At 65.4% G+C, this 25,401-nt stretch carries 19 protein-coding genes; 7 read left to right on the plus strand and 12 right to left on the minus strand.

The genetic code is table 11. From position 1 onward, the window contains the following. Positions 1-141: 141 nt before the first annotated feature. Both ACFWHR_RS08940 and ACFWHR_RS08945 read right to left on the minus strand, forming a co-directional pair. A complete protein-coding gene (locus ACFWHR_RS08940) occupies positions 142-594 on the minus strand; it encodes a hypothetical protein (protein WP_382447952.1) in 453 nt (150 codons plus the stop codon). Then, the gene (locus tag ACFWHR_RS08945) at positions 591-7,199 is read right to left on the minus strand and encodes a hypothetical protein (RefSeq protein WP_382447953.1); all 6,609 of its coding nucleotides are present in this window, start codon (positions 7,197-7,199) and stop codon (positions 591-593) included. The genes ACFWHR_RS08940 and ACFWHR_RS08945 overlap by 4 nt, the downstream gene beginning before the upstream one ends. Positions 7,200-7,460: 261 nt before the next feature. Here ACFWHR_RS08945 and ACFWHR_RS08950 point away from each other — a divergent pair, with 261 nt between their 5' ends. Beyond that, on the plus strand, positions 7,461-7,952 hold the full coding sequence (locus ACFWHR_RS08950) for a hypothetical protein (RefSeq protein ID WP_382447954.1): 492 nt from the start codon (positions 7,461-7,463) through the stop codon (positions 7,950-7,952). Positions 7,953-8,026: 74 nt separating this feature from the next. On the opposite strand, the gene ACFWHR_RS08955 is transcribed toward ACFWHR_RS08950, so the two are convergent. Beyond that, positions 8,027-9,736 (minus strand): DUF5979 domain-containing protein, encoded by a 1,710-nt coding sequence (locus ACFWHR_RS08955; protein ID WP_382447955.1) that lies wholly within the window; start codon positions 9,734-9,736, stop codon positions 8,027-8,029. Between the two features lie 322 nt (positions 9,737-10,058). On the opposite strand from ACFWHR_RS08955, the gene ACFWHR_RS08960 reads away from it, so the two are divergent. Then, positions 10,059-10,988, plus strand: coding sequence for a manganese catalase family protein (locus ACFWHR_RS08960; RefSeq protein WP_382447956.1), 930 nt, complete (start codon positions 10,059-10,061; stop codon positions 10,986-10,988). Between the two features lie 113 nt (positions 10,989-11,101). Here the strand turns inward: ACFWHR_RS08960 and ACFWHR_RS08965 are convergent, their stop codons facing one another. The 4 genes from ACFWHR_RS08965 to ACFWHR_RS08980 all read right to left on the minus strand — a co-directional run bounded on the left by ACFWHR_RS08965 (position 11,102) and on the right by ACFWHR_RS08980 (position 13,788). After that, a complete protein-coding gene (locus tag ACFWHR_RS08965) occupies positions 11,102-11,743 on the minus strand; it encodes a Pr6Pr family membrane protein (RefSeq protein ID WP_382447957.1) in 642 nt (213 codons plus the stop codon). A 4-nt stretch (positions 11,744-11,747) separates the two neighbouring features. Next, positions 11,748-13,112: an APC family permease gene (locus ACFWHR_RS08970; protein ID WP_382447958.1), complete on the minus strand. Its 1,365-nt coding sequence runs from the start codon at positions 13,110-13,112 to the stop codon at positions 11,748-11,750. 101 nt (positions 13,113-13,213) lie between these two features. Then, the gene (locus ACFWHR_RS08975) at positions 13,214-13,366 is read right to left on the minus strand and encodes a hypothetical protein (protein ID WP_382447959.1); all 153 of its coding nucleotides are present in this window, start codon (positions 13,364-13,366) and stop codon (positions 13,214-13,216) included. Between the two features lie 65 nt (positions 13,367-13,431). Then, entirely contained in the window at positions 13,432-13,788 is a 357-nt protein-coding gene (locus ACFWHR_RS08980) for a GNAT family N-acetyltransferase (RefSeq protein ID WP_382447960.1), read from the minus strand. Between the two features lie 69 nt (positions 13,789-13,857). Between ACFWHR_RS08980 and ACFWHR_RS08985 the strand changes: the two genes are divergently transcribed. Next, entirely contained in the window at positions 13,858-14,664 is an 807-nt protein-coding gene (locus ACFWHR_RS08985) for a DUF1206 domain-containing protein (RefSeq protein WP_382447961.1), read from the plus strand. Here ACFWHR_RS08985 and ACFWHR_RS08990 read toward each other — a convergent pair. After that, positions 14,661-15,884, minus strand: a complete 1,224-nt coding sequence (locus tag ACFWHR_RS08990) for a zinc-dependent alcohol dehydrogenase (RefSeq protein ID WP_382447962.1) — start codon at positions 15,882-15,884, stop codon at positions 14,661-14,663. The two genes, ACFWHR_RS08985 and ACFWHR_RS08990, sit on opposite strands and share 4 nt — an antisense overlap. 84 nt (positions 15,885-15,968) lie before the next feature. Beyond that, positions 15,969-16,475, minus strand: coding sequence for a CinA family protein (locus tag ACFWHR_RS08995; RefSeq protein WP_382447963.1), 507 nt, complete (start codon positions 16,473-16,475; stop codon positions 15,969-15,971). 193 nt (positions 16,476-16,668) lie between these two features. Here ACFWHR_RS08995 and ACFWHR_RS09000 point away from each other — a divergent pair, with 193 nt between their 5' ends. Further along, positions 16,669-18,648 carry an NAD-dependent epimerase/dehydratase family protein gene (locus ACFWHR_RS09000; protein ID WP_382447964.1) on the plus strand — a complete coding sequence of 660 codons (1,980 nt, stop codon included), beginning with the start codon at positions 16,669-16,671 and terminating at the stop codon, positions 18,646-18,648. A gap of 15 nt (positions 18,649-18,663) precedes the next feature. Here the strand turns inward: ACFWHR_RS09000 and ACFWHR_RS09005 are convergent, their stop codons facing one another. Both ACFWHR_RS09005 and ACFWHR_RS09010 read right to left on the minus strand, forming a co-directional pair. Further along, positions 18,664-19,335, minus strand: a complete 672-nt coding sequence (locus tag ACFWHR_RS09005) for a dihydrofolate reductase family protein (RefSeq protein WP_382447965.1) — start codon at positions 19,333-19,335, stop codon at positions 18,664-18,666. A gap of 38 nt (positions 19,336-19,373) precedes the next feature. Next, positions 19,374-20,759: an MFS transporter gene (locus ACFWHR_RS09010; protein ID WP_382447966.1), complete on the minus strand. Its 1,386-nt coding sequence runs from the start codon at positions 20,757-20,759 to the stop codon at positions 19,374-19,376. A 150-nt stretch (positions 20,760-20,909) separates the two neighbouring features. On the opposite strand from ACFWHR_RS09010, the gene ACFWHR_RS09015 reads away from it, so the two are divergent. The 3 genes from ACFWHR_RS09015 to ACFWHR_RS09025 are packed head-to-tail and all read left to right on the plus strand — an operon-like array spanning position 20,910 to position 23,964. Beyond that, complete coding sequence (locus tag ACFWHR_RS09015; RefSeq protein ID WP_382447967.1) at positions 20,910-21,563, plus strand: response regulator transcription factor; 654 nt, start codon at positions 20,910-20,912, stop codon at positions 21,561-21,563. After that, the gene (locus ACFWHR_RS09020; RefSeq protein ID WP_382447968.1) at positions 21,560-22,984 is read left to right on the plus strand and encodes a sensor histidine kinase; all 1,425 of its coding nucleotides are present in this window, start codon (positions 21,560-21,562) and stop codon (positions 22,982-22,984) included. The genes ACFWHR_RS09015 and ACFWHR_RS09020 overlap by 4 nt, the downstream gene beginning before the upstream one ends. 32 nt (positions 22,985-23,016) lie before the next feature. Further along, positions 23,017-23,964: a TAXI family TRAP transporter solute-binding subunit gene (locus ACFWHR_RS09025; protein ID WP_382447969.1), complete on the plus strand. Its 948-nt coding sequence runs from the start codon at positions 23,017-23,019 to the stop codon at positions 23,962-23,964. Positions 23,965-23,985: 21 nt separating this feature from the next. On the opposite strand, the gene ACFWHR_RS09030 is transcribed toward ACFWHR_RS09025, so the two are convergent. Then, entirely contained in the window at positions 23,986-25,356 is a 1,371-nt protein-coding gene (locus ACFWHR_RS09030; RefSeq protein WP_382447970.1) for an MFS transporter, read from the minus strand. Between the last annotated feature and the right edge of the window lie 45 nt (positions 25,357-25,401).

Here is a 25,401-nt window from a genome sequence, read left to right on the forward strand (position 1 = left end):
CTCACGTGAGCGGTTTCGCACTGTACTGACCGGCATTCCGCAAGCAATCCGCGTTTGGCAAGCTCGAAACGTGAAGTTCGAGCTTGCCAAACGCGGATCACTTGCGAAACGCGGCGGCACCGGGGCCAGCGCGCATTGGGCCTAGCTCACCGTCACCGCGCGGATCACGCACTGCGTGTCATCCGCGACGGCGAACTTTTTCTTGGCAGACCACTTTCCCTGCTCCCCCGCAGCGACGTCGACGGTGGTGTCTGCCCAATCGATCACTGTCGCGGACGCGGTCGTGAAGTACACCGTGATGGCGTACGTCACATCGTCCTTGCCGGGGTTCGATGCCTTGCCGGCAGCCTGCCACCCATCGTCTGTCGCCTTGCACGAGCTCAGGGTCACCTGCGAGCGCGCCTTGGCGTCGTTTTCCACGTCGGTGGGCACATCGTCGGCGGGAGTCACGCCGTCGGGCAACCCGGCCGTCGCTTCAGTCGACGGGCTGGGCTTCGGATCTGCGTCGGGCGCCGAACACCCCGCGAGCCCGAGCAGCGAAACCGCTGCCAGGGTCGCAAGGATTCGGCGCCGTGTCGTTGCTTCACTCATCATGAGGCCATTTTTCCCTGCTGCTGATTCCGGTGCGACCGGAACCGCCGACTGCGGGCGAACAGGATGGTCGCTCCGCCGAGAAGCAGCAGGAGTGCGGCTCCGCCGATGAGCGGCAGACCCGAGCCGGAACCTGTCACAGCGAGCGGCCCACTCGACGGCGTGACCGGCGGCACCGGCGGCACGCCCGGCTTCACGGTCTCGACCGTGGCGGTAGACGGCTGTGATACCGGCGGCGTGCCGGTCGTCGTCGTGCCCGTGGCCGTGGCCGTGTTGGTGAGTGGCTTGCCCGTGAGATCGGCGGCTTCAACGCGGTACGTTGCGGTGCACTCGACCTGCGCGCCCGGTGCCAACACTGCGGCTTCCGGCGGGCACGTGACCTGTGAGAGCTCGCCACTGCCCGAGAATTCACCCTCGGCCACCGTCGCATCGTGCACGGTCACATTGCCGGTATTCGTCATCGTGAACGTGTACGTAATCAGCTGACCAGCCTTGGTCACCTGCTGCTTGTCAGCAACCTTCACCAGGCTGATGGCCGGTTCGGGATCAGAGGGAAGCTGCACCGTCGACGGTGTCGACTCGGTGGGTGGCCCCACCGGCGGTGTGCCCGTAGCAATCGCCGTGTTCTCCACACTGCCGGCATCGACGTCTGCCTGAGTGAGCGTGTACTCGGCGGTGCAGGTTACCTGGTCGCCCGGAGCGACCTCGGCTGCCTCAGCCGGGCACGTGATTGCGGACATCGAGCCAGAGCCGGTGAACTCGGTTTCGCTCGGCACCACGTCGGTCATCGTCACGTTGCCGGTATTCGTGATCACAAACGTGTACGTGATCTGGGTACCGGCCGTGAACGATGCTGCGTCATTCGGCGTCGCCGACTTCACGATCGACAGCGCGGGCGCCGGCGTCAGCGTCACTGTTGCCGTCGACGGCGGCGACGTCACATCCGGCTCATCGCCCGGGGGCGTTCCCGTTGCCGTCGCTGTATTCGTAAGCACCCCTGCATCGACGTCAGCCTGCGTCACCGTGTATTCGGCGGTGCAGATGACCTCATCACCGGCGTTCATCGATGTCGCTTCATCCGGGCACACCACCTCGGGCGCATCGCCCGCGCCGGTGAACTCGATCTCGTCGATCGCCACATCCGTGAGCGTCACGTTTCCTGTATTGGTTACCAAGAAGCTATACGTCACGGTGTCGCCCGCGGAGAGAGGCTCCCCGTTCGCGGGTGTTGCCGACTTCACCACGGTGAGTGCGGCATTCGGCTCCACCGTGACCGTCGCGGTCGACGGCTCGGACACCGCGTCTGAGCCTGACGGCGGCGTGCCCGTTGCGGTCGCCGTGTTCGTGATCTCACCGGAGTTCACGTCAGCCTGCGTCGCGGTGTAGCTTGCCGTGCAGGTTACCGAAGCAGTCGGCGCGAGCGAATCAGCTGCACTCGGGCAGGTCACCACGAGCGCTTCGCCCGTGCCACTGAATTCCGTCTCGTTCACCGTGATATCGGCGAGCGTGACGTTACCGGTGTTCGTGACGACGAACGAGTAGTCGATTTGCTGACCCACCGAGGTAATCACGGTCGGATTCGCCGACTTCGCGATGGTGAGCGCTGGCTGGCTGCTCACGTCGACCACGGCGGTCGAGGGCGGGCTATCGACCGAGCCGCCGGTGGGCGGATTTCCGGTCGCGGTCGCAGAGTTGGTGACCGACCCCGCGTCGAGATCCGCCTGCACGATCGTGTAGCTGGCCGTGCACGTGACGCTATCGCCCGGAGCGAGCGATGCGACCTCTGCTGGGCACTCAATCTCGGGTGCGGTGCCCGCGCCCGAGAAGTCGCCCTCGTTGACGGTGATGTCAGTGAGGGTGACGTTACCGGTGTTCGTGACAACGAAGGAGTAGTTCACGATTTCGCCGATGTTCGCGACCATTTCCGGCTCAGCCGATTTCACGAGCGATAGCGAAGGATCGGGTTCGGCGTCGAGTTCAACCTCCGACGGCGGCGACACGATGGTCTCGCCTCCCGGCGGGAGCCCTGTCGCGGTTGCGTCGTTCACGATCGAGCCGCGATCGACGTCTTCCTGTTCCACCGTGTAGGTCGCAGTACAGGTGACCGAGTCACCCGGAGCAAGCGACGCCGCCTCGGGCGGGCAGCTCACTGCGGACAGTGTGCCCGAACCCGTAAACGATCCCTCAACGACCGTGATGTCTGTCAGCGTCACGGTGCCGGTGTTGGTCACCTCGAAGGAGTAGGTCACGTCTTGACCCACGACCAGAGCCGTTGCGTCATTCGGCGAGGCTGTCTTTTCGAGCGCGATCCCTGGAGTGCCCTCCGCGTCGACCGTGGCGGTCGACGGCGGCGAGGTCACTGATGGGCCGCTCGGTGGAGTACCCGTCGCGGTTGCCGTGTTCGTGATCTGTGTGGCGTCAATATCGGCCTGAGTGACCTCATAACTTGCCGTGCAGATGACGACGTCATTCGGAGCCATCGTTGCGGCTTCTGCGGGGCACTCGACCTCGGGCGGCGTTCCCGTGCCGGTGAAGGCGAAGTCCTGAACCGCGACCCCGGTGAGCGTCACATTGCCGGTGTTCGTGACCTCGAACGAGTACGAGACGACATCACCGACGGCGTTTACGGTCGTCGGTGTCGCCGACTTCACGATGCTGAGCGCGGGAGTGGGCGTCGCCGTCACGACGGCGGTCGAGGGATCCGACACAGTCGGCTCACCCGCTGGAGGGTTACCTGTTGCGACCGCTGTGTTCGTGATCTGACCAGCATCCAGGTCAGCCTGCGTCGGCGTGTACGTCGCCGTGCAGGTCACCTCGTCACCCGGTGCCATGAGTTCGAGCCCGGCCGGGCAGGTGATGTCGGGCGGGGTGCCCGTGCCCGAGAAGGATGTCTCAGAAACGACCACGTCGGCCAGCGTCACATTGCCCGTGTTCGTCACCACGAACGAGTACGCAATCTCCGACATGTCGGTGATCGTCGTCGGAGAAGCCGACTTCTCAATCGTGAGCCCCGGGGTGCTCGTCGCGGTGACGATAGCGGTCGACGGTCCCGTCTCAATCGGACCGCCAGTGGGCGGCTGCGCATCGGCCACGGCGGTATTCGTGATCTGGCCAGCGTTGAGATCGGCCTGCGTTGCGGCGTAGGTCGCGGTGCAGACCACCTGCTCCCCCGGCACGAGAGCATCGGCCTCGGGCGGGCACGTCGCGACGGGCGGCGTGCCCGTTCCCGTAAATACTGTCTCCGAGATATCGATGTCGGTGAGCGTGACATTGCCGGCGTTCATCACGGTGAACGAGTAAGTCACCTGCTGGCCGACCGCCGAAACGGTTGTGGGAGTCGCCGACTTCACGAGAGTGAGGGCGGGCTCCGGATCGGACGGGATGGCGACTTCCGACGGCGGCGACGTGACGTCGGGCCCCGTCGGCGGAGTACCGGTCGCGGTTGCTTCGTTCGTCAAATCGCCGCGATCGATGTCGTCCTGTTCCAGCGTGTATGTCGCCGTGCAGGTCACCGATGCCCCCGGCGCCAGGGAGGCGGTGCCTGGCGGGCAGCTAATCGCTGACAGTGTGCCGGCCCCGTCGAACGACGTCTCATTGATGGCGACATCGGTGAGCGTGACGTTGCCGGTGTTCGTTGCCACGAAGTTGTAGGTGATGACCTGACCCACGGTGAACGAGTCGGCGTCGTTGGGCGTCGCCGACTTCACGATCGAGATCCCCGGGGCGCTGTCGGCCGTGACGACCGCGGTCGACGGATCCGACGTGACGTCAGTGTCCGAGGGCGAGGTACCGGTCGCGGTCGCGGTGTTCGTCACGATCCCGGAATTGATGTCCGCCTGCGTCAGCGAGTAGCTCGCCGTGCAGGTGACGGTGTCTCCCGGGGCGACGGGCGCGGTGGGGCAGGTCACGACCGGGGCGGTGCCCGTTCCCGAGAATGCAGTCTCTTGCACCGTGATGTCGGTGAGTGTGACGTTGCCCGAGTTCGTGACGGCGAAGGAGTATGTGACGACGTCGTTCGCGGCTGACACCGAGGTCGGCGAGGCCGACTTCACGAGCGTCAGATCCGGATTCTCATCAGCGGTGACCGTCGCGGATGACGGGTCAGACACCACTGCGGGGCCCGACGGTGGAGTGCCTGTCGCGGTCGCCGTGTTGTCGATACTGCCGGCGTTGAGGTCAGCCTGCGTCACTGCGTACGTCGCGGTGCAGTCGACCGATGCGCCGGGCGCCACGGGGCCGCTCGGGCAGGTGACAACGGGATGGGTTCCGGTTCCCGTGAACGTCACTTCATTCACGCCAATGCCGGTGAGGGGAACGTTCCCCTCATTGGTCACCTCGAAGTTGTAGGTGATCGTGTCACCGACGGAGTCGTAGCTCGTCGGCGAGGCAGTCTTCAGCACACTGATATCTGGCGCCGACGTAATTGGTTGTGTCGCTGTCGATGTGTCCGTGACAGCGGGGCCGCTCGGTGGCGTTCCGGTAGCGGTCGCGGTGTTGTTCACCGACCCATTCAGCGTGTCTGCGAGGGTGACCGTGTAATTACCCGTGCAGGTGACCGCGGCCCCTGGCGCGAGCGTCGCGGGGGTGGTTGGCGTACAGGACAGGGTCATTGCTGGACCCGCTGGAGCTGTAAGAGCGTCGGTCACTGTGACGCCTGTCAGGGTTGATTGGCCAGTGTTGGTCGCCACGATGGAGTAGTGAATCACGTCAGACGTGTCGGTGATGCCATTGCTGTTGGTGTCGGTGACCGAGGTGATCGACTTCACTGCGTCAATTGCGCTGCCCGCGGTGGTCACCGTCGCCGAACAGCCGGCACCGGGAGCCGGTGGGCACCCAGGGTCTACAGTCGTGACGGGGGTTGTAGACCCGGGAACCGGGTTCGGCCCGCCGCCGGGCTGATTCGGCACCGGCGTGTTCGCGGCCGGTACCACCTTCGCCGTGTTCACCAGGGGGCCGGTCGTACCGGGAGCGACGGTGCCCGTGATTGTGTAGGTAATCGTGCCGCCCGTGTTCACGCGGACGGTGTTCGAGATCGACCCCGTGCCGCTCGCGGGGCAAGCAGTTGGGCCTGTAGGCAAGATGTTCGGCGTACCCGGAGTGGTCACGGCGCAGGTCCAGCTCGCGCCGGTGATTGACGCGGGGAGCGGGTCGGTGACGGTCGCCCCAACCGCGTCGCTCGGGCCGTTATTGTGCACCGTGACGGAATACGTGATGGGCTGACCAGGAGTGTATGACTGCAGCGCCGTCGACTTGGCAATGCTCAGGTCGACGACTGGAAGCACCGTCAGCGGCGCGGTGCCCGGAGGGTTAATTCCCGTCGTTGTCGGGAAGTTGCTCGTGCAATTCGGGATCGCAGCGCCCGTGTTATCTACGCAGCCCGAGTTGTTGTAGACGCCGGGAGTATTGCTGATGACGTTCACCGTGATCGTGCACGAGGCGGCGCCGGCTGCGAGGTTGCCAGTGACATCGATGGTGCCACCCGTCGCTGACCCCGCGGTGCGTACGCACGTCCCACCGAGCGGGCCAGTCGCGCTCAGACCGGTCGGCATATTGTCAACGAAGTGCCACCCATTTTTCGCGAGCAGATCACTCGTGTTGGTCACGGTATACGTCAGCGTGGTCTGCTGACCCTGCGCCACGACTGCCGGGCTGAACGACTTGTCGAGCTGCGGGGTGACGTCGAGAATGCGAATGTTATCGAAGCCGCCATCGTTGCCGAGGGTGACACCGGAGGCGTTGTACATCTTCACGCCGAGCGTCGACCCGTTGTACTGAAACGGCGCGTTCGCAATGAGCGAGCTGACGTGGGTGGTCATCGTCGTTGACGTTCCTACGGGATCCGGTCGGTTCACGACAAACGTCTGTCGCGTCGGACTCGGCCGGCACCCATTGAGAATGGAGCCGACGTTGGCGGCGGTGCCGGACGCGTCGATCAGCTGGAACTGGTATTGCGGGTCATCGGCCTGAGTCGTCGGACTATTGAAATTCGAACAGTTGCCGTAGACAGTGTCAACACCAAAGGTGTAGAAGTGCCCCGGCGTGACAGGCTGCAGCGTCGTGGTTTGGAACAGTACGCCGTTGGTCGGTCCGCTCGGAATCACGTCGCAGGTGGTGCCGTTGCCGACGGCGTCGAGCGCGCACTCGGTGTAGCTCGAGACAATGTGCTCGTTATCACCATTGCCGGTGAACGCGCCCATGCCGCGGGCGAGCGTACGAATACCGTTGTAGCTCTGCACGCCTGCCGACAGACTGCACTTATTACTGAGTGCCGGTGTCGATGCCCACGCAGGGCTCGTCGAATTGCTGTAACTCAACACGACGCCATTACACCGAGCGCCGTTGATCCAGTTCGGCGATCCGGTGTACGTCTGCCCCGTAGCGCTCACATACTGAGCGGCACCGTTCGTTGTCGTGTACGACTTCGCACCGGTTGCGGTGTTCGTCATACCGTTCTCGAAGTTCTCGGTGAACACCGGGATTGGAGCTTGCGGCGCACCCGAGGTCCCCGGGACCGCGGCCGCCGGTGCGGCGTCGACGGACACGTTCACCACGGTGAGGCTCATTGCGACGATCGCCGTACTGAGTAGTACGCGAAGAATTGATGCCAAGCGTCCGTTTCGGCGCGCCGGCGACTGTGATGGCTGCACAAATGCTCCCTGAGAAAGGCGCCGTACCCCAGAGAGGATTTGATTCCCCAACCTCTTCAGCACCTCTGCAACGACGCGAGATTTCCACATGGTAGCAGCGCGTGAAGCCATTCACCAGGCCATCTTGCACACCTGCAAGATTTGTTACAAAAATCATGCGAAGGAATACACATAGCGCACACAGGCTCTTGCGCGTCGCCCCATTTTGTGGAGAATTGCCGCATGGATCAGTATCTGTGGGTGCTCAAAGACAAAGAACGCGACCTCATTCGTGAGCTTGAACCCGAGCGACTCGAGCCGCTCGATGAAGAGGAACTGCTTGCACTGCATAAACGCGTGCGACGCGCCCGCAACAAACACACGACGAACTATCGTCGCGGTGCCGCAGAGCGCGTTGAACTGGCCAGTGGTCGCGGTGCCGCCGCTGCCGGGTCTGATAAATCACGAGGACGCGCTTACGTGTTCGAAGAGGCGCTCTCGATCGTGAGCGATCGGCTAGCCCGGGTCGCGCGAGAGACCGCTGAGGAGCTCAAAGATGAGCGTCTCGCGCGGGCACGGGCTGGCAAGTCGCCGGGGCCAGACATCTCGGCGGACTCGGTGGGCGGAGGCGGAGGACGTCAGCGTCAGCATGATCAGACCACTGGCGGTATCAAACGCGATGCCTCAAGCCAGGCGCAGGGAGCGAAGCGTCAGGCCAAGCGCGACTCGCGCTAAGCGGTCGTCCGAACACCAAACGGCCCCCTATCGCGCTGAGCGATAGGGGGCCGTTCGTGTGAACTACACGTCGGTTAGCGCGTTGCCGTCCGAGCGCGACGCGCCGTCACAGCGCCGATCACAATGAGTGCCCCTGCGAACGCCAAGAGGCCGAGCGGCTGTGCGCCACCCGTCGTGGCGAGCGTGTGGTCGCCTGTGCCATTCGGTGGCTGCGGAGTGGCGGGGCCGCCGGGAGTGCCCGGATTGGTTGGCGGCGTCACCGTTTCATGATCGATTGTGTTGGTGACCGTCACCGACACGACCTCGTCCGCACCAATCGTCAGCGCATCGGTCGACAGCACCGAGTCCTTCCAAACAGCACCCTCGATGGCAGCGGGAGCGCGCTCGCTCAGCGCGAGCTGGGCGCCGACCGGCAGCTCAGGTGACGTCACAACTGTGCCGTCTGCTGGCAGTTCGAGCGTGCCCGAACCCGCAGCGAAGCCCGGGCCAGCCGGGTAGCTGTAGTCGAGCATGAACTTCGCATCGGACGGAACATCACTCGCCGCGTCCCCTGCAAGCTTCTTCGAGGCCGAGAACTTCCCCTTCACCAGACTCGCTGCATTCGTCAGAGTTACCGCGGTCGTCGTACCATCGCCAACGACGAAATCGTTGCTCGAGAGCACCGGCTCTGCCCAAGTGATGTTTGCGGGATCTGTCGGCAAGATCTCGTCGATGTGAACGGTCGAACCGGTGACGAAATTACCGCTCGTCCAGGTAGCCCCGTCCTCAACCGCGAACGTGCCGGTCGACTCCTCGGACGCGGGCGACGTCACCGTGTACGTGCCGGTGAACTCCAGACCCGCGACAGGCTGATCCTCCCAGACGACATCCTTTGTGATTGAGAAGTTCCCGACGCTGTCACCAACACCGGTGCCGCCGCCGCCAAGGCTTTCGACCTCACTGCCGACCGATTCGTCAACGCCACCGACAGTGACCGTCGCGTCGTTTTTGTAAGTGCCGGAGGCGCCCCCGTCGGTAGCCTTCGAGACATAGCGAATGCTGTAGTAGTAACCAGCTTCGGCGGTCCACGAGACAGTTCCGTTATTCACCGTGTACTGATCGCTCGGCACATCGACCCAGTTTCCCGGCTGCTGCACGCCTTCGCTCGTTACGACAAGCTCATTGGTGTACCGCAGATTCGGGTACGTGACGCCATCAAACTCGGTCAGCATCTCCTGGTTCGGTCCGAGCTGATCCGCGACCGACATTTCTTCACCGCCGGTCGCACCGTCCGCGTCACTTCCGACTCGCACGACCCACATGATCGTGTCGGTATTTCGATCGTAGGTGCCCGTCTTGTTGCTCGGGCGACCCTCGAAATCACAGTTCACGGTGCAGACACCGGGCTGCGGGTTGACTACAACAGTGACGGCCTCACCCTCAATATAAAACGTCTGCGTCTCTGAAGAGTCAACGGTGTCACGAATGTGCGCCCAAAAGTTGAACGTCCCCGACAGGTTGAGCGGATGCTCCTGAAGATAGGTGTCGTCGAAGTCACAGACGATCTGCGTCGCCGTCACCACGCACTGCCCCATTGCTACCCCATCAGGGTCGAGCAGCGGGAAGGTATCGGTCAGTCCCTGCAGTTCCGGCGGAAGATCCACCGTAAAGCCAGCGGGTGTCGTCGGATTGTCGGGGAGTTCCCATGTCCCCGTTATTTCTGCGTCCCAGCCTCCAACAACCTCGTCGTTGACGAATTGGAATGACGTCAGCGAAGCTTCAGTCTCGTAAGGAGGTGCTGCCATGGCGGCGGTAGAACCGCCAAACATGAGCACTCCCGCCAGGACCGCTGCTCCCCATCGCCAAATCGATTTTCTCGTTTCCCCTTGTTTTTGTCCCATGAATGGATAACGACAGATCTCATCATTCGTGACGCACGGTTGAAAAAGTGTTTAAAAACAGGAAGTCATGAGACTTGCTCTCAGCTTCGAACGTCCCGGTACGGCAGTCCGCTCGATAGAGCAACCCCGTCGTGATTCTGCAACCGGGGGTGTGAGCTGTGGACATCGCAGTTCGCAGAGTCGCCGGCCCCCGGCGCTCCGGTCCGCGAGGGAGAGGAATCGCACGATGTACGTTCACCGCCAGGAACTCCAACACAGATCTACCCCGGATAAGCCGGATGCCATCTACGCCCGCAAATTGCAGGAGGTGCTGGGTGGCCAATACGGCGAGATCACGGTCGCTCTGCAATATCAGTTCCAAGCCTGGAACATGCATATCCCCGGCAAGTATCGCGATCTAGTATTCGGGATAGGCGCCGAAGAAATGGGACACGTCGAAATGCTTGCCGTGATGATCGCGCAGTTGCTCGAGAAGTCACCGCTCGGCCTCACGGAAGACGCAGTGCAGAACGACCCGACCGTGGCCGCCATTATCGGCGGCACCGACGTGCAACAGGGCATCGTGGCCGGCGCTGGCGCTCGCCCGGTCGACAGCAACGGGAACCCGTGGATGGGCAGTTTCATTACGAGCAGCGGCAACCTGCTCGCTGACTTCCAGGCCAACGCGAACGCCGAGATGCAGGGCCGAGTGCAGGTGGCCCGGCTCTATCACATGACCGACGATCACGGCGTGCGCGATCTATTGAGCTTCTTGCTCGCCCGCGACACAATGCATCAGAACCAGTGGCTCGCTGCGGCGGCCGAGTTGCAGGCCGAGGGCGTCGAATCACTGCCAGTGCCGAGCAACTTCCCGCTCGAAAACGAGCAGCGAGATGTGGCGTACCAGTACATCAATTTCTCGGACGGCGCTGCAGCCAGCGAGGGCAGCTGGGCTTCGGGGCCAACGCCGGACGGGCTCGGCGAATTCAGTTACCTGGACGCCCCCGAGGCGGGCGTTCCAATGCCGGGCCCCACGGTCCCCGATCCTCGCTTCTACGGCACTACCGCGCTGCCCAACGAAGCTGAGCAGGCCGCGGGAAGCAAGAAAGACAAGCAAGACACAAAGGAGAGCGCGAAACGGAGTACGGCCAAGAAGGCCAAGCCCAAGAAGCGCTAGTTACTTCGAAGCACCACTGCCGAGAGCACACGTTCGGCTCATCCGGGTTTCCCACTGGGGCCCGATTGTGCTCTCGGCAGGAGGCGCGAACCCTCACGAACCCGCGCGAACCCTCACGAACCCGCGCGAACCCTCCGACTCCCCCAGATCAGCAGCGCGTCAATGCCGATGATGATCCCGGCGATCGCCACGACGTACACGGCGACCGCACCGTACCCGCCCGGCTGCGCCGGATTCAGAAACGGATACGGATACCAGCCGGTCAGCGCGCCGCGAATGAGCGTGTACACGGCCCACACCACGGGAAATACGGCCGCGACGAATACGTGCGACCATCGCAGCGCGTCCCGCCGTTGCACGAGCAGCCACAGTCCAACGACCAAGATCGGCCCGACGAGGTGCAGTACCTCGTTCGACCAGCCAAGTGTTGACTCCTGGTCGAGCGAGACGCCGCGAAGCAGAGTGTTATAGACGATGCCGGTCGCGGCCATGTACGTCACCGCCGCCGCGAACGCGGTAACGAACCACGTCGGAAAACGCTCGGCCCGCCACAGGTACCAGGCACCCCATGCGAGCGCGAGTACGGCCGAGATGTTCGACAGGATCGTGAAGAAGCTGAAGAAGTTCGTGAGGAAAAAGGCGACGTCCGGGGGCTCGAGACTCAGACTGAACACGAGCTGACCGATGATGGCTGCGGCGATCAGGATCGCCGCGAGCGCCTCGGCGATCGCGGCCCTCCGTCGAATCGAGCCCATCCTGTCACACCCGGTCGTTGGGCGAGGTCTCCACGACGTTCGAGGCCCCCGTGCGCCGCGCGTTCCAACGCGCTAGCAGGTGCAGCAGCACACCGACCGCGATCAGGATCGCTGCGAACAGCCACACGTGCCCGCTCTGCTGAGTCATGAGCATGATGCACGATGCGATGCCGAGCACCGGCACAAAAGTCCACACCTTGAAGTGCGGGTGCTCGACGCGGTCGCGACGCAGCACGAGCACCGACACATTGGCGCTCAAGAATACAAAGAGCAGCAGCAGCACCACGGTCTCCGCGAGCGTCGCCAGGTCGCCCACGAGCGTGAGCAGCGCGGCGACGAGTGTGGTGGCCAAGATCGCAACCCAGGGGGTGCGGCGCTTCGGCAGTACTCGCCCGAGCTGCGCGGGGAGCAACCCCTGCTCTGCCATGCCGAACGCGAGCCGGCTCGTCATGATCATCGTCAGCAGGGCACCATTTGCCACGGCAATCAGCGCGATCGCGCTGAACACCCAAGACGGAACGTGTGAACCGGACGCTTCGACCACTGAGAGCAGCGGACCGCTCGATGACGCGAGCTCATCGGCTGGCAGGGCGATAGCGCTCGCGAGCCCCACGAGCACGTAGACAACACCGGCGACGCCGAGAGCCGCGAACAGTGCGCGCGGGTACGTGCGTGACGGGTTACGCACCTCCTCGACCATGTTGGCCGAGGTCTCAAATCCGACGAACGAATAGAACGCGATGATCGCTCCCCCGAGCACGGCGGCGGCGGTGCCGACCCCCTCTGGGCCCTCGACGACCCGTGAGATGTCGCCGCCGCCCCGGCCGAGCAGCAAACCAACCACCACGACCACGATCACGAGACCGCTGACCTCGATCGCGGTCATTACGAGGTTTGCGCCGAGCGACTCACGGATGCCGCGCGCGTTGAGCGCCGCGACAATCACGAGGAAGATGATCGCCACGAGCGTGGTGGGCAACTCGATGAAGGTGTGCAGATATTCCCCGGCAAACGCGATCGCTAGGCCAGCGGCACTGGTCACCCCAGCGGCCAGCATGCAGAAACCAACGAGAAACGAGATAACGGGGCGCTTGAACGCGCGCTCAGCGAACACCGCGGCGCCGCCGGCCTTCGGGTACTTCGTCACGAGTTCGGCATACGATCCCGCAGTTAACAGGGCGAGCAGTAGCGCAAGTAGCAGCGGTGCCCACAGCATGCCACCGACCTGCTCCGAGAGCACTCCCATGAGCGCGTACACGCCGGCCCCCAGCACGTCGCCCAAAATAAAGGCAAATAGCAGAAGACCGGAAACCGACCGGCGCAGCTTCGTATCTGTTGACTGCTCGGCAGCCGGGGATTCACGCGTCATTGCGCCAGCGTATGACCTGCCCGGATGCCCGCGCAGGCCCTTGACAGGGCCATGCAGCGTTCGTTATTTGCTCCTGAACGAGCGCGCTAGTGATCGACGCCCTAGTGATCAACGGCGGTGCGCGGCGCGTCACCGTCTGACCGCTCGGCAGCCGAGCTGTCGAGCGGCGAGCCGTCGGCGCCGCCAGCCGCTGTCGACAGCAGCGCCAGTGAGATGGCGCCGCTCGCGGCGAGCAGGAGTTGATTTTCTGACATGGCTTGATCGTAAGCAACAGCGGCGTTCTCGGCGAGGGGGTTGTGTTTTCAGGTGACAGAGCCCGTTATTCGCCGATGCATGCCGACCGCACCTGCCCGCCTGAAGCCCAGCGATTCATACACGCCCACTGCGGCGTCGCTCGCGAACAGCCCGACGAGACCAGCGCCGTGGCGATCCCCTCCCCCTCGACTCGAGGGTCAACGATCACGTCTTGCACGTATGCGTACTGCAGCCCATCGCCCACGGCCCGCGCCATGCCGACGGGAGTACCCGTCTCGTCTACACACACGACGCCCGCGAGTGAAGCTCGCAGCGACGCGGCGCGCACCTCGTCATCAAAATGGCTCTCCCGCCCGACGGCTGCGGCGAGCGCCGCATGCTCGGGAGCCGTCGCGACGCGATCTTCAATGCGATGCTTCATGCCGCCCACGGTACGCGCGTGAAGTCAAGCGGGCGAGGCCCTTGCGCCGCGATCCGCTAGCCTCGACGCATGGATGACCGCGTGCAATCTGCCGCTCGAAAGACCGAGCGTTCGTCGCCGTTTCGCGGTATGGCCCGGGGCGGTTACGTCGCGAGCGGCATCGTGCACGGGCTGATCGGGGCGCTCGCGATCACGGTCGTGGTGCGCCGCGGCCGCGGCGAAGCGGACCAGGTCGGCGCACTCACCTCGATCGCTAACGTGCCGCTCGGGTTCGCTGCACTGTGGGCGATCGCCGCACTGCTGTTCGCGCTCGGTGTGTTCCACGTCGTGCACGGATTCGCTCTCAGCCGCGAAAGTCGCACGAAGCGCTGGGGACGGCGGCTCGCCGAGTGGGGGCAGGGTGTCGCGTTCTGCGTGATGGGCGGCATAGCGATTGCCATTGCGACGGGCGCGCGGCCCGATCCCGACAAGACAACCCGCGATGCGAGCCGCGGGCTCCTGACGTTGCCGGGCGGCACCGTGCTGCTCGTGCTCGTCGGCGTCGGAGTCGCAGTAGTCGGTATCGCGTGGGTGACGATGGGAGTCACCCGCAGTTTTCGGAAGCAGATGACGATCCCTGAGACGGGTCGCGGCCACGCCATTGCCGCGCTCGGTGCGACGGGATTCGTGGCCAAGGGCGCCGCATTGCTCGTCGTCGCTGTGCTGCTCGCCGCGGCGGGTTTTCAAGGCGACTCGAGTTCCGCCGGCGCCCTCGACTCGGCCATCACCTCACTCTATGATCTGCCGGGCGGTCCGGTCTGGATCGTAGTCATCGGCATCGGCTTTCTGGCGTATGGCCTGTTCTGCTTCTTCCGCGCGAAATACGCGAAGCTCTAGCCCTCGGAGCGGTGCGCCGGGCGCGAGCCGTTCGTCACCGCGTCTGCGGCCGGATCCAGCACGACCTTGATGCAGCCGTCCTGTTTCTTCTGAAACAGTTCGTACATCTCTGGAGCGCTCTCGAGCGGCACGCGATGCGTCGTGAGATCTGCTGTGCCGAGCGGATCGTCATCGCGTTCGACGAGCGGTAGCAGGTCGCTGATCCAGCGCTTGACGTTGCACTGCCCCATCTTCAGCGTCAACTGCTTATCAAAGAGGGTCTTCATTGGCAGTGTGTCGGCGTTGCCCACGTACACACCGCTGATCGAGAGGGTGCCACCGCGCCGCACGAGATCGATGCCCTGCAAAAGCGCTGCGGTGCGGTCGATGCCGGCGTGCTCCATCATTGGCTTCGCGAGTACGTCAGGGAGCACCCCGATTGCCGTGTGGGCCGCGTGCGCGCCCGGGCTGCCGTGCGCTTCCATGCCAACGGCGTCAATGACGGAGTCTGGCCCGCGACCGTCCGTGAAATCTGCCGCGGCCTCCGCGACCTCGTCGACGTCGCAGACCGCGATGCCGTGACGGGCTGCCATTTCACGACGTTCAGCGACCGGTTCTACTGCGAGCACGCGTGCGCCACGATGCGCCGCGAGCCGCGCAGCGAACTGCCCCACCGGGCCGAGACCGAGCACGAGTGTCGTGTCGCCCCGTTCGATTCCGGCGTACGCAACCCCCTGCGCTGCCGTGGGCAAGATGTCGCTCAAGAATAGGTAGCGTTCATCGGGCAGCTCCTCCCCCACGACAATCGAGTTGTGATCGGCGAGCGGCACACGCAGTAATTCGGCCTGCCCACCTGGCACCTGTCCATATAGCTTCGTGTACCCGAAGAGTGCCGCCCCAGAGCCGTACTCGGTGACCTGCGTTCGTTCGCACTGCGACTGCAGACCACGCTGACACATCCAGCACTCACCGCAAGCGATATTGAACGGGATCACCACGCGCTGACCGACCCGCAGCGTCGAGACCCCCGGGCCCACCTCCTCGACGACTCCCATGGTCTCGTGACCCAGGATGTCGCCCGAATCAAGAAACGGGCCGAACAGTTCATACAGGTGCAGATCGGAGCCGCAGATGGCGGTCGATGTGACGCGCACGATGGCGTCGCCCGGCTCCTGAATCACCGGATCCGGCACCGTGTCGACTGATATCTTTCGCTTGCCCTGCCAAGTGACTGCGCGCATGTTGCTCTCCTGCTCTGTCGTAGTGAATTCGTGCTGGGGTGCGTACGTTCGTGAGTGGCCCCGAATGCGGGGCGCGGATCGGGATCAGCTGGCTCCTGGCTCCCCACGGACCTCGAGTCGAGCGAGCATCACTTGCAGCGCAACCTCGATGGTCTGCTGCATGACCTCGACGGGATCGCCCGAAAACTCGCGTTGCGTGACGCTTGTCGGCGTATCGGAACTCGTCACCGCGAGCACAACGGTGCCCGCAGGTTTGCCCTCGTCGGGGTCGGGGCCTCCGACCCCGGTGACCGCGACCACAACATCTGCGCCGAGCAACCGCGCGGTGGACTCAGCCATGGCAATTGCCGTCGGGCCGGTCACGACCGGCCCCCTGGGTGCGCCGAGGAGCGAGTACTTCACCTCGGGGTGGTACGCGACGACGCCGCCTCGAAACCAGTCGCTCGACCCCGGCGCGGATGCGAGCGCCGCCGCGAGCTGCCCGCCCGTGAGCGATTCGGCGACCGCGACCGAGTGGCCCGTCTGCTCAACGCGTTCTGCGATGCGGTGCACCAGTCGGTCAACGTGTCCGTCGAGTGCCGATTCGGCCATGGCGTATGCGTCCCTTCTCTCGCCGCGCTGTGCGCGATGAATCATCGTCATCCGGTCGTGTGGCAGCGACGCTACGGCGTCATCACCGGATGCACACGGGGCTTGACGCGTCGCCGGGCAGTGCGCAACCCCCTGGGCAATTGGGGGCAAAGGCCGCAAGGTAGACAGTACGAGCGACTCGAGGAGGACAGCAATGCCTGAACAACCCCAGTCCATGAACGATTCGGCAGCAACGTCACACCAGGCGTCTCCGAGCGAGCCACTGCGCGTCGCGGTCGTCGGTGCCACCGGCAACGCCGGCACGGCCCTCCTGCGCGCGCTTGCCGAAGCACCCGAGATTGGCCCGGTGCTGGGAATCGCGCGGCGCATGCCAGACGTCACCGCCGAACCCTACGCATCGTGCGAGTGGGCCGCGATCGACATCGGTGCCGCATCAACCGAGGCCGCAGCGATGGCCGAACTTGAAACGGCGTTCGCCGGTGTCGATACGGTCGTGCACCTCGCCTGGTTGATTCAGCCCGTGGCCGAGCGCGAATTGCTGCGCCGCGTCAACGTCGAAGGCACCCGCCGCGTGCTGCTCGCCGCAGCGTCCGCCGGCGTGAACCACGTCGTCGTCGGATCGTCGGTCGGCGTCTACGCGGCCGACCCCTCACGGGCGCTGCGTGACGAGCACTGGGAAGTCGGCGGTATTGAGTCTTCGCAGTACAGCGTCGACAAGGCCGCGCAAGAGGAGGTGCTCAACGCCTTCGAGGCCGAGTTCCCTGACATCACAGTGACGCGAATCAGGCCGGCGCTCACGTTCCAGGCCGCCGCGGCGTCTTCGATCCAGCGCTACTTCCTCGGCAGCGCCGTACCGGTGCAGGCACTCGGCCGCGCTCAACCGCCCGCGCTGCCGGTACCGAAGGGCCTGCGCGGCGTGCAGGCCGTGCACGCCGACGACGCTGCGAGCGCGTACGTCGCCGCGATCGTGCGACGCGCGCCCGGCGCGTTCAACGTCTGCGCCGACGATGTCCTCGGCGCGCAGCAGCTCGCCGACATCATCGACCACGGCCGTTTCTTTGAGCTGCCCACCCCGGTCGTGCGCGGATTCGTCGTGGCGGCGCACCGCGCCGGAATTGTGTCGGTCGACGCCGGCTGGTTCGATCTGGCGCTCGGCGCCCCCCACATGGACAACACGCGAGCGAAGCGCGAGCTCGACTGGCAGCCGAAGCACTCGGCGGCCGACGCGCTGCGCGAGCTGCTACAGGGCATGATCGAGGGCGAGGGAGCCGCTTCCCTTCCGCTGCGGCCGCGCGACGTAGACGACGCCCGTCTCGCATCGATCGACGGTCGCACCGGGGACGGAGCTGACGCCGCTCACGCAGCGGGCGACGCTCACGCAGCGGGCGACAGCGCACCCAACGCCGAGGCACCAGCAGAGGACCCGGGAGCCACTCAGCAGGAGTGGCCGCGCGACGCTGCCGAGGGTCTCGACTGGGAGCTCTTCGGGCTCTACCTCTCGGATCACCTCACGGGCGCGACGGCGGGTTCCGAGCGGATGGAGAGGATGTCGGCCGCCTACGTCGACACCCCTGTCTATGCGGCCCTGTCTGAACTCGCAGAAGAACTGCGTCTCGAACGCGCCTTCCTCATCCACCTCATCGACGACCTTGAAGTGCGACGCAGGTTCTACCGTCAGGCAGCCTCGTGGGTCGGAGAGCGCGTTGGGCGGCTGAAGCTCAACGGGCGCACGTTCACCCGTTCGCCGCTCTCACTCCTGCTCGAACTCGAGCTGCTGCGCAGCGCCGTCATTGGAAAGCTCGGTCTGTGGCAGGTGCTGAGCGAGCACGCCGCCGACCTTGAGCTCGATCCGGCGGTGTTCGATGAACTCGGTGAGCGGGCACTCGCCCAGGCCGAGGTGCTCAGCGAGGCTCACGCCTTCGCGCGCAGCCGCGCATTCCGCGAAGATCGCGAGCTGTTCGGTGTCGCCGATGAGCCGCAGCCCGGCCAACCAGGGGCCGGCCAATCAGAGCCCGGCCAATCAGAGCCCGGCGATCCCGGGCCCGGCCAAACCGAGCGTGCTCCCGAGCCCACGACCGGGCCGACGGTGGTGGGTCACGATCATGACGACGAACTCGCGGACGAGTGGGGCAAGGAGTCGTTCCCGGGCAGCGACCCGCCCTCCAACTACTGAGCGGGTCGTGACTGGTTATCGCGCAGCGGCGTCGCTCGTTCGAGTGAAGGTGATGTGGGTGACGCCGCTCGGTGTCGTCTCAGACTCGACGCTGTAGTCGCGCTCCCAGCCTTCGAGACCGGCCCACAGCTGGGACCCGCGCCCGAGCAGAATGGGCACCTGCACGACGTGCAGCATGTCGACGAGCCCGGCGGCGAGAAACTCGTTCACCGTCGTCGGGCCGCCGCCGATGCGCACGTCGAGGCCACCCGCGGCATCGCGGGCGGCCTCGAGCGCCTCTTGTGGCGTCGCGGTCATGAAGTGGAACGTCGTCTCGCCCAGGGTGAGCGACGGGCGCGGGTGATGGGTCAGCACGAACACCGGTGTGTGGAAGGGGGGCTCGTCGCCCCACCAGCCTTGCCAGTCGGCGTCTTGCTGCCACCCGGGAGGGCCGTACTTCGCCGCCCCCATGATCTCGGCGCCGACGGCGACGAGCGACCTGGCCGCGTATCGGTCGTCGGCCTCGGTCGCCGGATCGATGGCCGTGCGCTCACGGCTTCCGCTGATTCCCTGAAACGATGCCGTCGGAAAAAACCACTCCATAAGTCGCATTCCCGCGTGCCCGAAGGGAGACTCGAGCGACTGATCGGCGCCCGCACCGTACCCATCGAGCGAGATTGCCAGATTGTGGACGCGTGCGAGCGACATGTGCGCTCCCTTCCTGCAGGAATGATGTGGGAGTCAGTCTACGAAGGCACGCGCGACGTAGCCACATCGGCAGCGTCGCGATCCCTCGTCCCGCCCACTCGCGACCGCATGCCGGCCTCATCATCGAGCCAGTTCGCGCTCTTGTTCTTGAGGAAGAAGATGTAGACGAACAGCGAAACCGCAATCACCGCGGTCACGTAGACAATGAACCAGGTGACCGTGTCGGTCTCTCCCGCGGCCTGGTAGAGCAGCGGCGCAGTGCCGCCGAACGCGGAGTTGGCGAGCGCGTATCCGAAGCCGACGCCGAGCGCGCGAATGTGGGTCGGGAACAGCTCGGCCTTCACGACCGCGTTGATCGACGTGTACCCCGTCAAGATCACAAAACCGACGACCAGGATCGCGAAGGCGATATAGGGGTTGTGCTGCTGAGGTAGCTGCGTGAGCAACACCCAGGTGTAAAGCACACCGCCAGCGCCGAAAAACACGAGCAGCGACTTGCGCCCGACGCGGTCGGAGATCCAGCCGCCGAGCGGCTGCAGCAGCATCAGGATGGTGAGCGCGATCAGGTTAATAATCGTGCCCGCCAGCACATCAGTGCCGGCGAACGCGCCCTTCACGATCGCGGGGCCGGTGACCGAGTAGGTGTAGAACGCGACCGTGCCGCCTGCTGTGACGAGGAAGCACGTGAGCAGCGGGCGCCACTGACGCACGAGCAGTTCGCGCATCGACCCCGACTCCTGCGATTGCCCCGAACGCACGGCGTCGAGCGTCGCGGTATTCAGCGTCTCGTCCATCGTGCGACGCAGCCAGATCACCACGAGTGCGCCGAGTCCGCCGATCGCGAATGCAACGCGCCAGCCCCACGAGGCGATGGCGTCGTGCGGAAGGGTGAGCACCATGATCATCAGCGTCAGCTGGGCGAGCACGTGACCGCCGACGAGGGTGACGTAGTGGAACGACGACAGGAACCCGCGGTGCCCCGAGATTGCGGTCTCCGACATGTACGTCGCGCTCGTGCCGTACTCGCCTCCGGTTGCAAAACCCTGCAGCAGGCGCGCAAACACGAGAATGATGACCGAGCCGACGCCGATTGATTCGGCCGTCGGCGAGAGGGCGATCAGGATCGAACAGGCGGCCATCAGCGAAACTGAGATCGTGAGTGAGAGTCGGCGACCGTGGCGGTCGGCGAAGCGACCAAAGAACCACGACCCGATCGGTCGCATCAGGAACGTCACCGCGAAGATTGCCCAGATGTATATTGACGAGTTCTTCTCGTCAGCGGGGAAGAACTGCGATTCGAAGTAGGTGGCGAAGACCGAGTAGACGTAGACGTCGTACCACTCGACAAGGTTGCCCGCTGAACCCTTCAGCGTGTTAGAAATCGACCGACGAATCGTCGGTGAGGTCGCCGTCGACGTTGACATTGACAGTCCAATCATCAGAGAGGGGAATGACGCTGCCCAAAGCGGGCAGCAGACCCATTCTGCGAGGACGGGCACTGCGGCGAACAGAACTCTTAACACTGCCTTAACACTCACGACGCACGGCAGTGAGCGCGCGGCATACTAGGGAGCATGCGTGTACTGGTCGCCGAAGACGATGCTTCGGTGTCAGCCGCGCTCGCGAGCGCACTGACGCGGGCCGGCCACACGTGCGTGCGCGTGGCTCAGGGATCGGCCGTGCTGCGGCAGCACCGTGACGTCGACATCGTGTTGCTCGATCTTGGGCTCGAAGACATGGACGGGCTCGCCGCGCTCGAACAGCTTCGCGCCGTCAGCGATGTTCCGGTAATCGTCGTCACGGCCCGCGGCGACGAGCGCTCGACCGTGCAGGCGCTGCGTCTCGGGGCCGACGACTACCTGGTGAAGCCAGTGCGACTTCATGAACTGCTCGCGCGGCTCTCCGCCGTGGCCCGGCGGTACGCGGGCCTCACGAGCGACCGCATCGAGCTCGGCAGTCTGGTGCTCGACGAAACGGAGCGGCGGGTCTCGCACGGCGGGGTCACCGTTTCACTCACGCCGACTGAAAGCGCACTGCTCGCCGCCCTCGCGCGGCACGCGGGCGCCGCGGTGAGCCGACAGCGGCTCCTCGACGCGGTCTGGGGCGACGCATACACCGCAACGTCGCGGGCCTTCGATGTGCACCTCGCCGGTCTCCGCCAGAAACTTCCCGGGCTCACAATCACGACGATTCGCGGCTACGGGTTTCGACTTGAGATGCCCGAATGAGGCTGCGGGTTCTGGTGCCGCTACTGCTCTTCGGGGTACTCGCCATTACCGCGATACTCATTCCCGTCGGTGCTTCGATTGCGCAATCACGCACGCAGGAGCTGCAATTGCAACGGGCGGCGGCCATGCAGCACATCGTGCAGCGCGCCTACTCCGCGTTTGACACGGGCGACCCATCGGAGCTCGAGCACTATCTCGAGCGATTCGTTGACACCTACGGCGAAGCGGTGATGGTCGTCGACGCGAGCGGTAATGCGGTTGTCTCCGCCGGCGACATCGCTCTCGACAACGAGGTTGCCGCGGTGGTCGCGGGCGCGCTGCGCGGTGTGCCCCAGTGGCGGCTGCCCACCATCACACCTTGGAGTGCCGGGTACGCCGTCGTGGCCGAACCAGTGACGCTCGATGGCCGCACGCCAGAGGGCGCCGTCGTACTGCGCGTCGATCAGGAGTCAGCGCAGCGCGACGTCGCCGGCAGTTGGGCAACGATTCTCGCGGTGGGCGCAGCACTGCTCCTGGCGGTGCTGCTCGCCTCGGTCGCCTGGACACGGTGGGTGCTGCGGCCGGTCTCAGCGCTCGATGCGGCGGCGAACGCGCTCGCCGAGAACCGCGGATTCGCTCTCGATGAGGCGGCCGGGCCACCCGAGCTGCGCCGGCTCTCTCGCTCGTTTGCCCGCATGGCGCGCAGCGTGGAGCTCGCGCTCGACCAGCAGCACGGCCTCGTCGCAGACGCCTCGCATCAGCTGCGCAATCCCCTCGCCGCGATCAGGCTGCGGATCGACGCGCTCGGTGGTCGGCCCCCTGATGACCCCGAAATCGACGAGATTTTGGCAATCGAGCGAGATCTCGACCGCCTCGAACACACGGTCACCCGGATGCTCACGCTCGCGAACGCCGAGCACCGCGCAACGGCCGCTTCGAGCGGACACGGGGCCGCAGCGCGCGAAGCGTCTCCGCGGGACATCGACGAGGCACTGCTGCACGTCTCTGCGGCATCGCTGATCGATCCACACCGCGCGCCGCTCGCCGCCGCGGGCGTCGCCATTGTTGCCGACGAGCGAGTGCACCCCGTGCGCTTCCGGTTGGCCGATCTCGAAGAAATCGTCGAGCTTCTCGTCGATAACGCCGCCAAGTACGCAGCGGGAACGACGCTCACTGTTGAGTTCCAGGCGCGCAATGCTGGCGGTTCGCGAGACGCACGCACCGCGCTGGTGTTCAGCGACTCGGGCGCCGGGCTCGCGACGACCGAGCTGCCGCTCGTCGGCACCCGCTTTTGGCGAGCACCGGCGCATCTGCGGCAGCCGGGAACCGGGCTCGGCTACGCCATTGTCGTGCAGCTCGCGCGCGCGAACGACGCAGAGATGGTCGTCGATCACTCCCCCGCCGGCGGGCTGCGCACGACGATCATTGCGAGCGCGTCGTGATGACAACCGGAGGGGCCACAGGTGCCGGAGGGGTGGCGGTCACGCGGCGCGGCCTCCTCGGCGGCGCGGCAGCCGTGTGGGCATTGACGCTCATCGGTTGCGCGCCCGACAACGCTGGACCGTTCGCGATTGCCTGCGGCGAGCCCGGCGGCGCGTACCTGCAGTTCGGCGAGCTGCTGCGCAACGCGCTGCGCGAGCGCTCGCGCGTGGAGCTCACCCTCACGGTCACTCACGGCAGTGCCGAGAACCTCGAGCTGCTCACCAGCGGCTCCGTTGACCTCGCGCTCTCGCTCGCGGACACGGCGAACGAGGGCGCGGCGCAGCACGGGTTCGTAGCGATCGGCCGCGTGTACCAGAACTATCTGCAGTGCCTTGTACTCGAAGACAGCGACATCTCTTCGCTCGCCGATCTCGCAGGTCGCCGGGTATCAGTGGGAGCTCCGGGCTCAGGCAGCTCGCACACCACTCGTAGGCTACTTGCGGCGATGGCGTCACACGGCGGCGAAGCGAGTGCGGGCCGGGCCGCCCCCGTGGTGGCCGAGCTCGAACTCGCCCCAGCGTTGCAGGCGCTCACGACCGGCAGCATCGACGCACTGTTTTGGTCGGGCGGCATTCCGACGCCCGAAATCACGGAGTTCTCGGAGACGACTCCGCTGCGGCTCGTCGATCTCGCCGACGGGGTCGCCCCGCTCGAGGCGGCACACCCGCGCGAGTACCTCGATACCCGCATCCCGGCCGGGGTATACGGGTCACCGAAGAGCATTACGACGATCGGCATCTCGAATCTGCTGATGGCGCGCGCCGAACTCGATGCGAGCGCCGCCCGCGCGCTCGTCGACGTGCTCGTCGTTGACGCCGCGCGTCTCATTCCGAGTGGCTCTGTCGGGCTGCAGTATCTGACGCTCGCCACCCTCATCGACACGGGCAGTGTGCCCCTGCACCCCGCCGCGCGCAAGCGCTATCGCGAGCTGTACCGGTAGCGCGCCTCGTCACGCCCGGGCTCAGCGGTCGTCGAGCGCCGTCCCCCTGCGATCGACAAGCCCCCAGGCCGCGCCCGCGGCCACGACAAAGAACACCGCGAACACGGTGAAGGTCAGCCCCGGACCGCCGGCGGTCAACAGCACGGGAACGAGCAGCGGAGCGGCAATCGACGCGATGCGACCGACCCCTGCAGCCCAGCCAGCGCCCGTTGCCCGCAGCGACGTCGGATAGATCTCGGGCGTCACCGCGTACAGCGCGCCCCACGCTCCGAGGTTGAAGAACGACAGCGCCATACCAGAGGCGATGATCGCGGTCTCCGAGTGCACCGTGCCAAACACGATCGCTGATGCGGCCGATCCGACGAGGAAGACCGACAGCGTGAGCCGCCGCCCCCACACCTCAATGAGCCAAGCCGCCACCGCGTAACCCGGCAGCTGCGCGAGCGTGATGATGAGCGTGAACCCGAACGACCGCACGAGGCTGAAGCCCGCGTCGACGAGAATGCTCGGAATCCAGATGAACGCGCCGTAGTACGCGAAGTTGACGCAGAACCATACCACCCAGATCGACAGCGTTCGGCCACGAAACTCGCTCGACCAGAGCGCACGGAGCCGTCCACTCGTCGAGACCGCCACGGGCGCGGCGGCGGGTTCAGTCACCGCTGCGGGCGCGGCCTCGGCTGCGGATCGGCTGCGCGATCCGGCAGCGGTCTCGAAATCCGCAACGATGGCCTCCGCCTGCGCGGTGCGCCCGCGCCCGGCCAGCCAACGTGGCGACTCTGGCAGGCCCCACCGCACCACGAGGGCGTAGATTGCGGGCACCGCGCCGAGCGCAAACGCCCACCGCCAGCCATTCTCAGAGGCGGGAACAACGAAGTAGCCGATGAGCGCTGCGGCGGTCCAGCCCACCGCCCAGAAGGCCTCGAGGATCACGATGAGGCGGCCTCGAATGCGCGCGGGCGCGAACTCGCTGACGTACGTCGACGCGACCGGCAGCTCGGCGCCGAGCCCGAGCCCGACGAAGAACCGCAGCACGAGCAGCAGCCCGATGCCGCCGACCAGGGCGCTCGCGCCCGTCGCAACACCGTAGATCAGCAGCGTCACGGCGAACACCTGCCGGCGCCCGAAGCGGTCCGCGAGCAGCCCGCCGAGCGTCGCCCCGATTGCCATGCCGGCGAAGCCAACAGAGGCGATCAGGCCGCTCTGACCTTTGTCAATACCCCACTGCTGAGTGAGGGCGGCGATGATGAACGAGATGAGGCCGACATCCATGGCGTCGAGTGCCCAGCCGATGCCAGATCCACCCAGGATCTTGCCGTGCTTGCGTGTGAAGGGCAGCGCGTCGAGGCGCTCTGCGAGGGAGCGCTGCTCACCCGTCGAAGTTCCGCTCATGGGAACATCGTAGAGCCCCGGCCGCCCCGACCCGCGATCGTCAGC

Source organism: Leucobacter sp. NPDC058333 (genome assembly GCF_042726155.1).
In the GTDB taxonomy this organism is placed as follows: domain Bacteria; phylum Actinomycetota; class Actinomycetes; order Actinomycetales; family Microbacteriaceae; genus Leucobacter.

Coding starts and splice junctions, on each gene's coding strand:
- ACFWHR_RS08940 (WP_382447952.1), bottom strand. CDS start 594: ATGATGAGTGAAGCAACGACACGGCGCCGAATCCTTGCGACCCTGGCA.
- ACFWHR_RS08950 (WP_382447954.1), top strand. CDS start 7,461: ATGGATCAGTATCTGTGGGTGCTCAAAGACAAAGAACGCGACCTCATT.
- ACFWHR_RS08955 (WP_382447955.1), bottom strand. CDS start 9,736: ATGGCAGCACCTCCTTACGAGACTGAAGCTTCGCTGACGTCATTCCAA.
- ACFWHR_RS08960 (WP_382447956.1), top strand. CDS start 10,059: ATGTACGTTCACCGCCAGGAACTCCAACACAGATCTACCCCGGATAAG.
- ACFWHR_RS08965 (WP_382447957.1), bottom strand. CDS start 11,743: ATGGGCTCGATTCGACGGAGGGCCGCGATCGCCGAGGCGCTCGCGGCG.
- ACFWHR_RS08970 (WP_382447958.1), bottom strand. CDS start 13,112: ATGACGCGTGAATCCCCGGCTGCCGAGCAGTCAACAGATACGAAGCTG.
- ACFWHR_RS08975 (WP_382447959.1), bottom strand. CDS start 13,366: ATGTCAGAAAATCAACTCCTGCTCGCCGCGAGCGGCGCCATCTCACTG.
- ACFWHR_RS08980 (WP_382447960.1), bottom strand. CDS start 13,788: ATGAAGCATCGCATTGAAGATCGCGTCGCGACGGCTCCCGAGCATGCG.
- ACFWHR_RS08985 (WP_382447961.1), top strand. CDS start 13,858: ATGGATGACCGCGTGCAATCTGCCGCTCGAAAGACCGAGCGTTCGTCG.
- ACFWHR_RS08990 (WP_382447962.1), bottom strand. CDS start 15,884: ATGCGCGCAGTCACTTGGCAGGGCAAGCGAAAGATATCAGTCGACACG.
- ACFWHR_RS08995 (WP_382447963.1), bottom strand. CDS start 16,475: ATGGCCGAATCGGCACTCGACGGACACGTTGACCGACTGGTGCACCGC.
- ACFWHR_RS09000 (WP_382447964.1), top strand. CDS start 16,669: ATGCCTGAACAACCCCAGTCCATGAACGATTCGGCAGCAACGTCACAC.
- ACFWHR_RS09005 (WP_382447965.1), bottom strand. CDS start 19,335: ATGTCGCTCGCACGCGTCCACAATCTGGCAATCTCGCTCGATGGGTAC.
- ACFWHR_RS09010 (WP_382447966.1), bottom strand. CDS start 20,759: ATGTCAACGTCGACGGCGACCTCACCGACGATTCGTCGGTCGATTTCT.
- ACFWHR_RS09015 (WP_382447967.1), top strand. CDS start 20,910: ATGCGTGTACTGGTCGCCGAAGACGATGCTTCGGTGTCAGCCGCGCTC.
- ACFWHR_RS09020 (WP_382447968.1), top strand. CDS start 21,560: ATGAGGCTGCGGGTTCTGGTGCCGCTACTGCTCTTCGGGGTACTCGCC.
- ACFWHR_RS09030 (WP_382447970.1), bottom strand. CDS start 25,356: ATGAGCGGAACTTCGACGGGTGAGCAGCGCTCCCTCGCAGAGCGCCTC.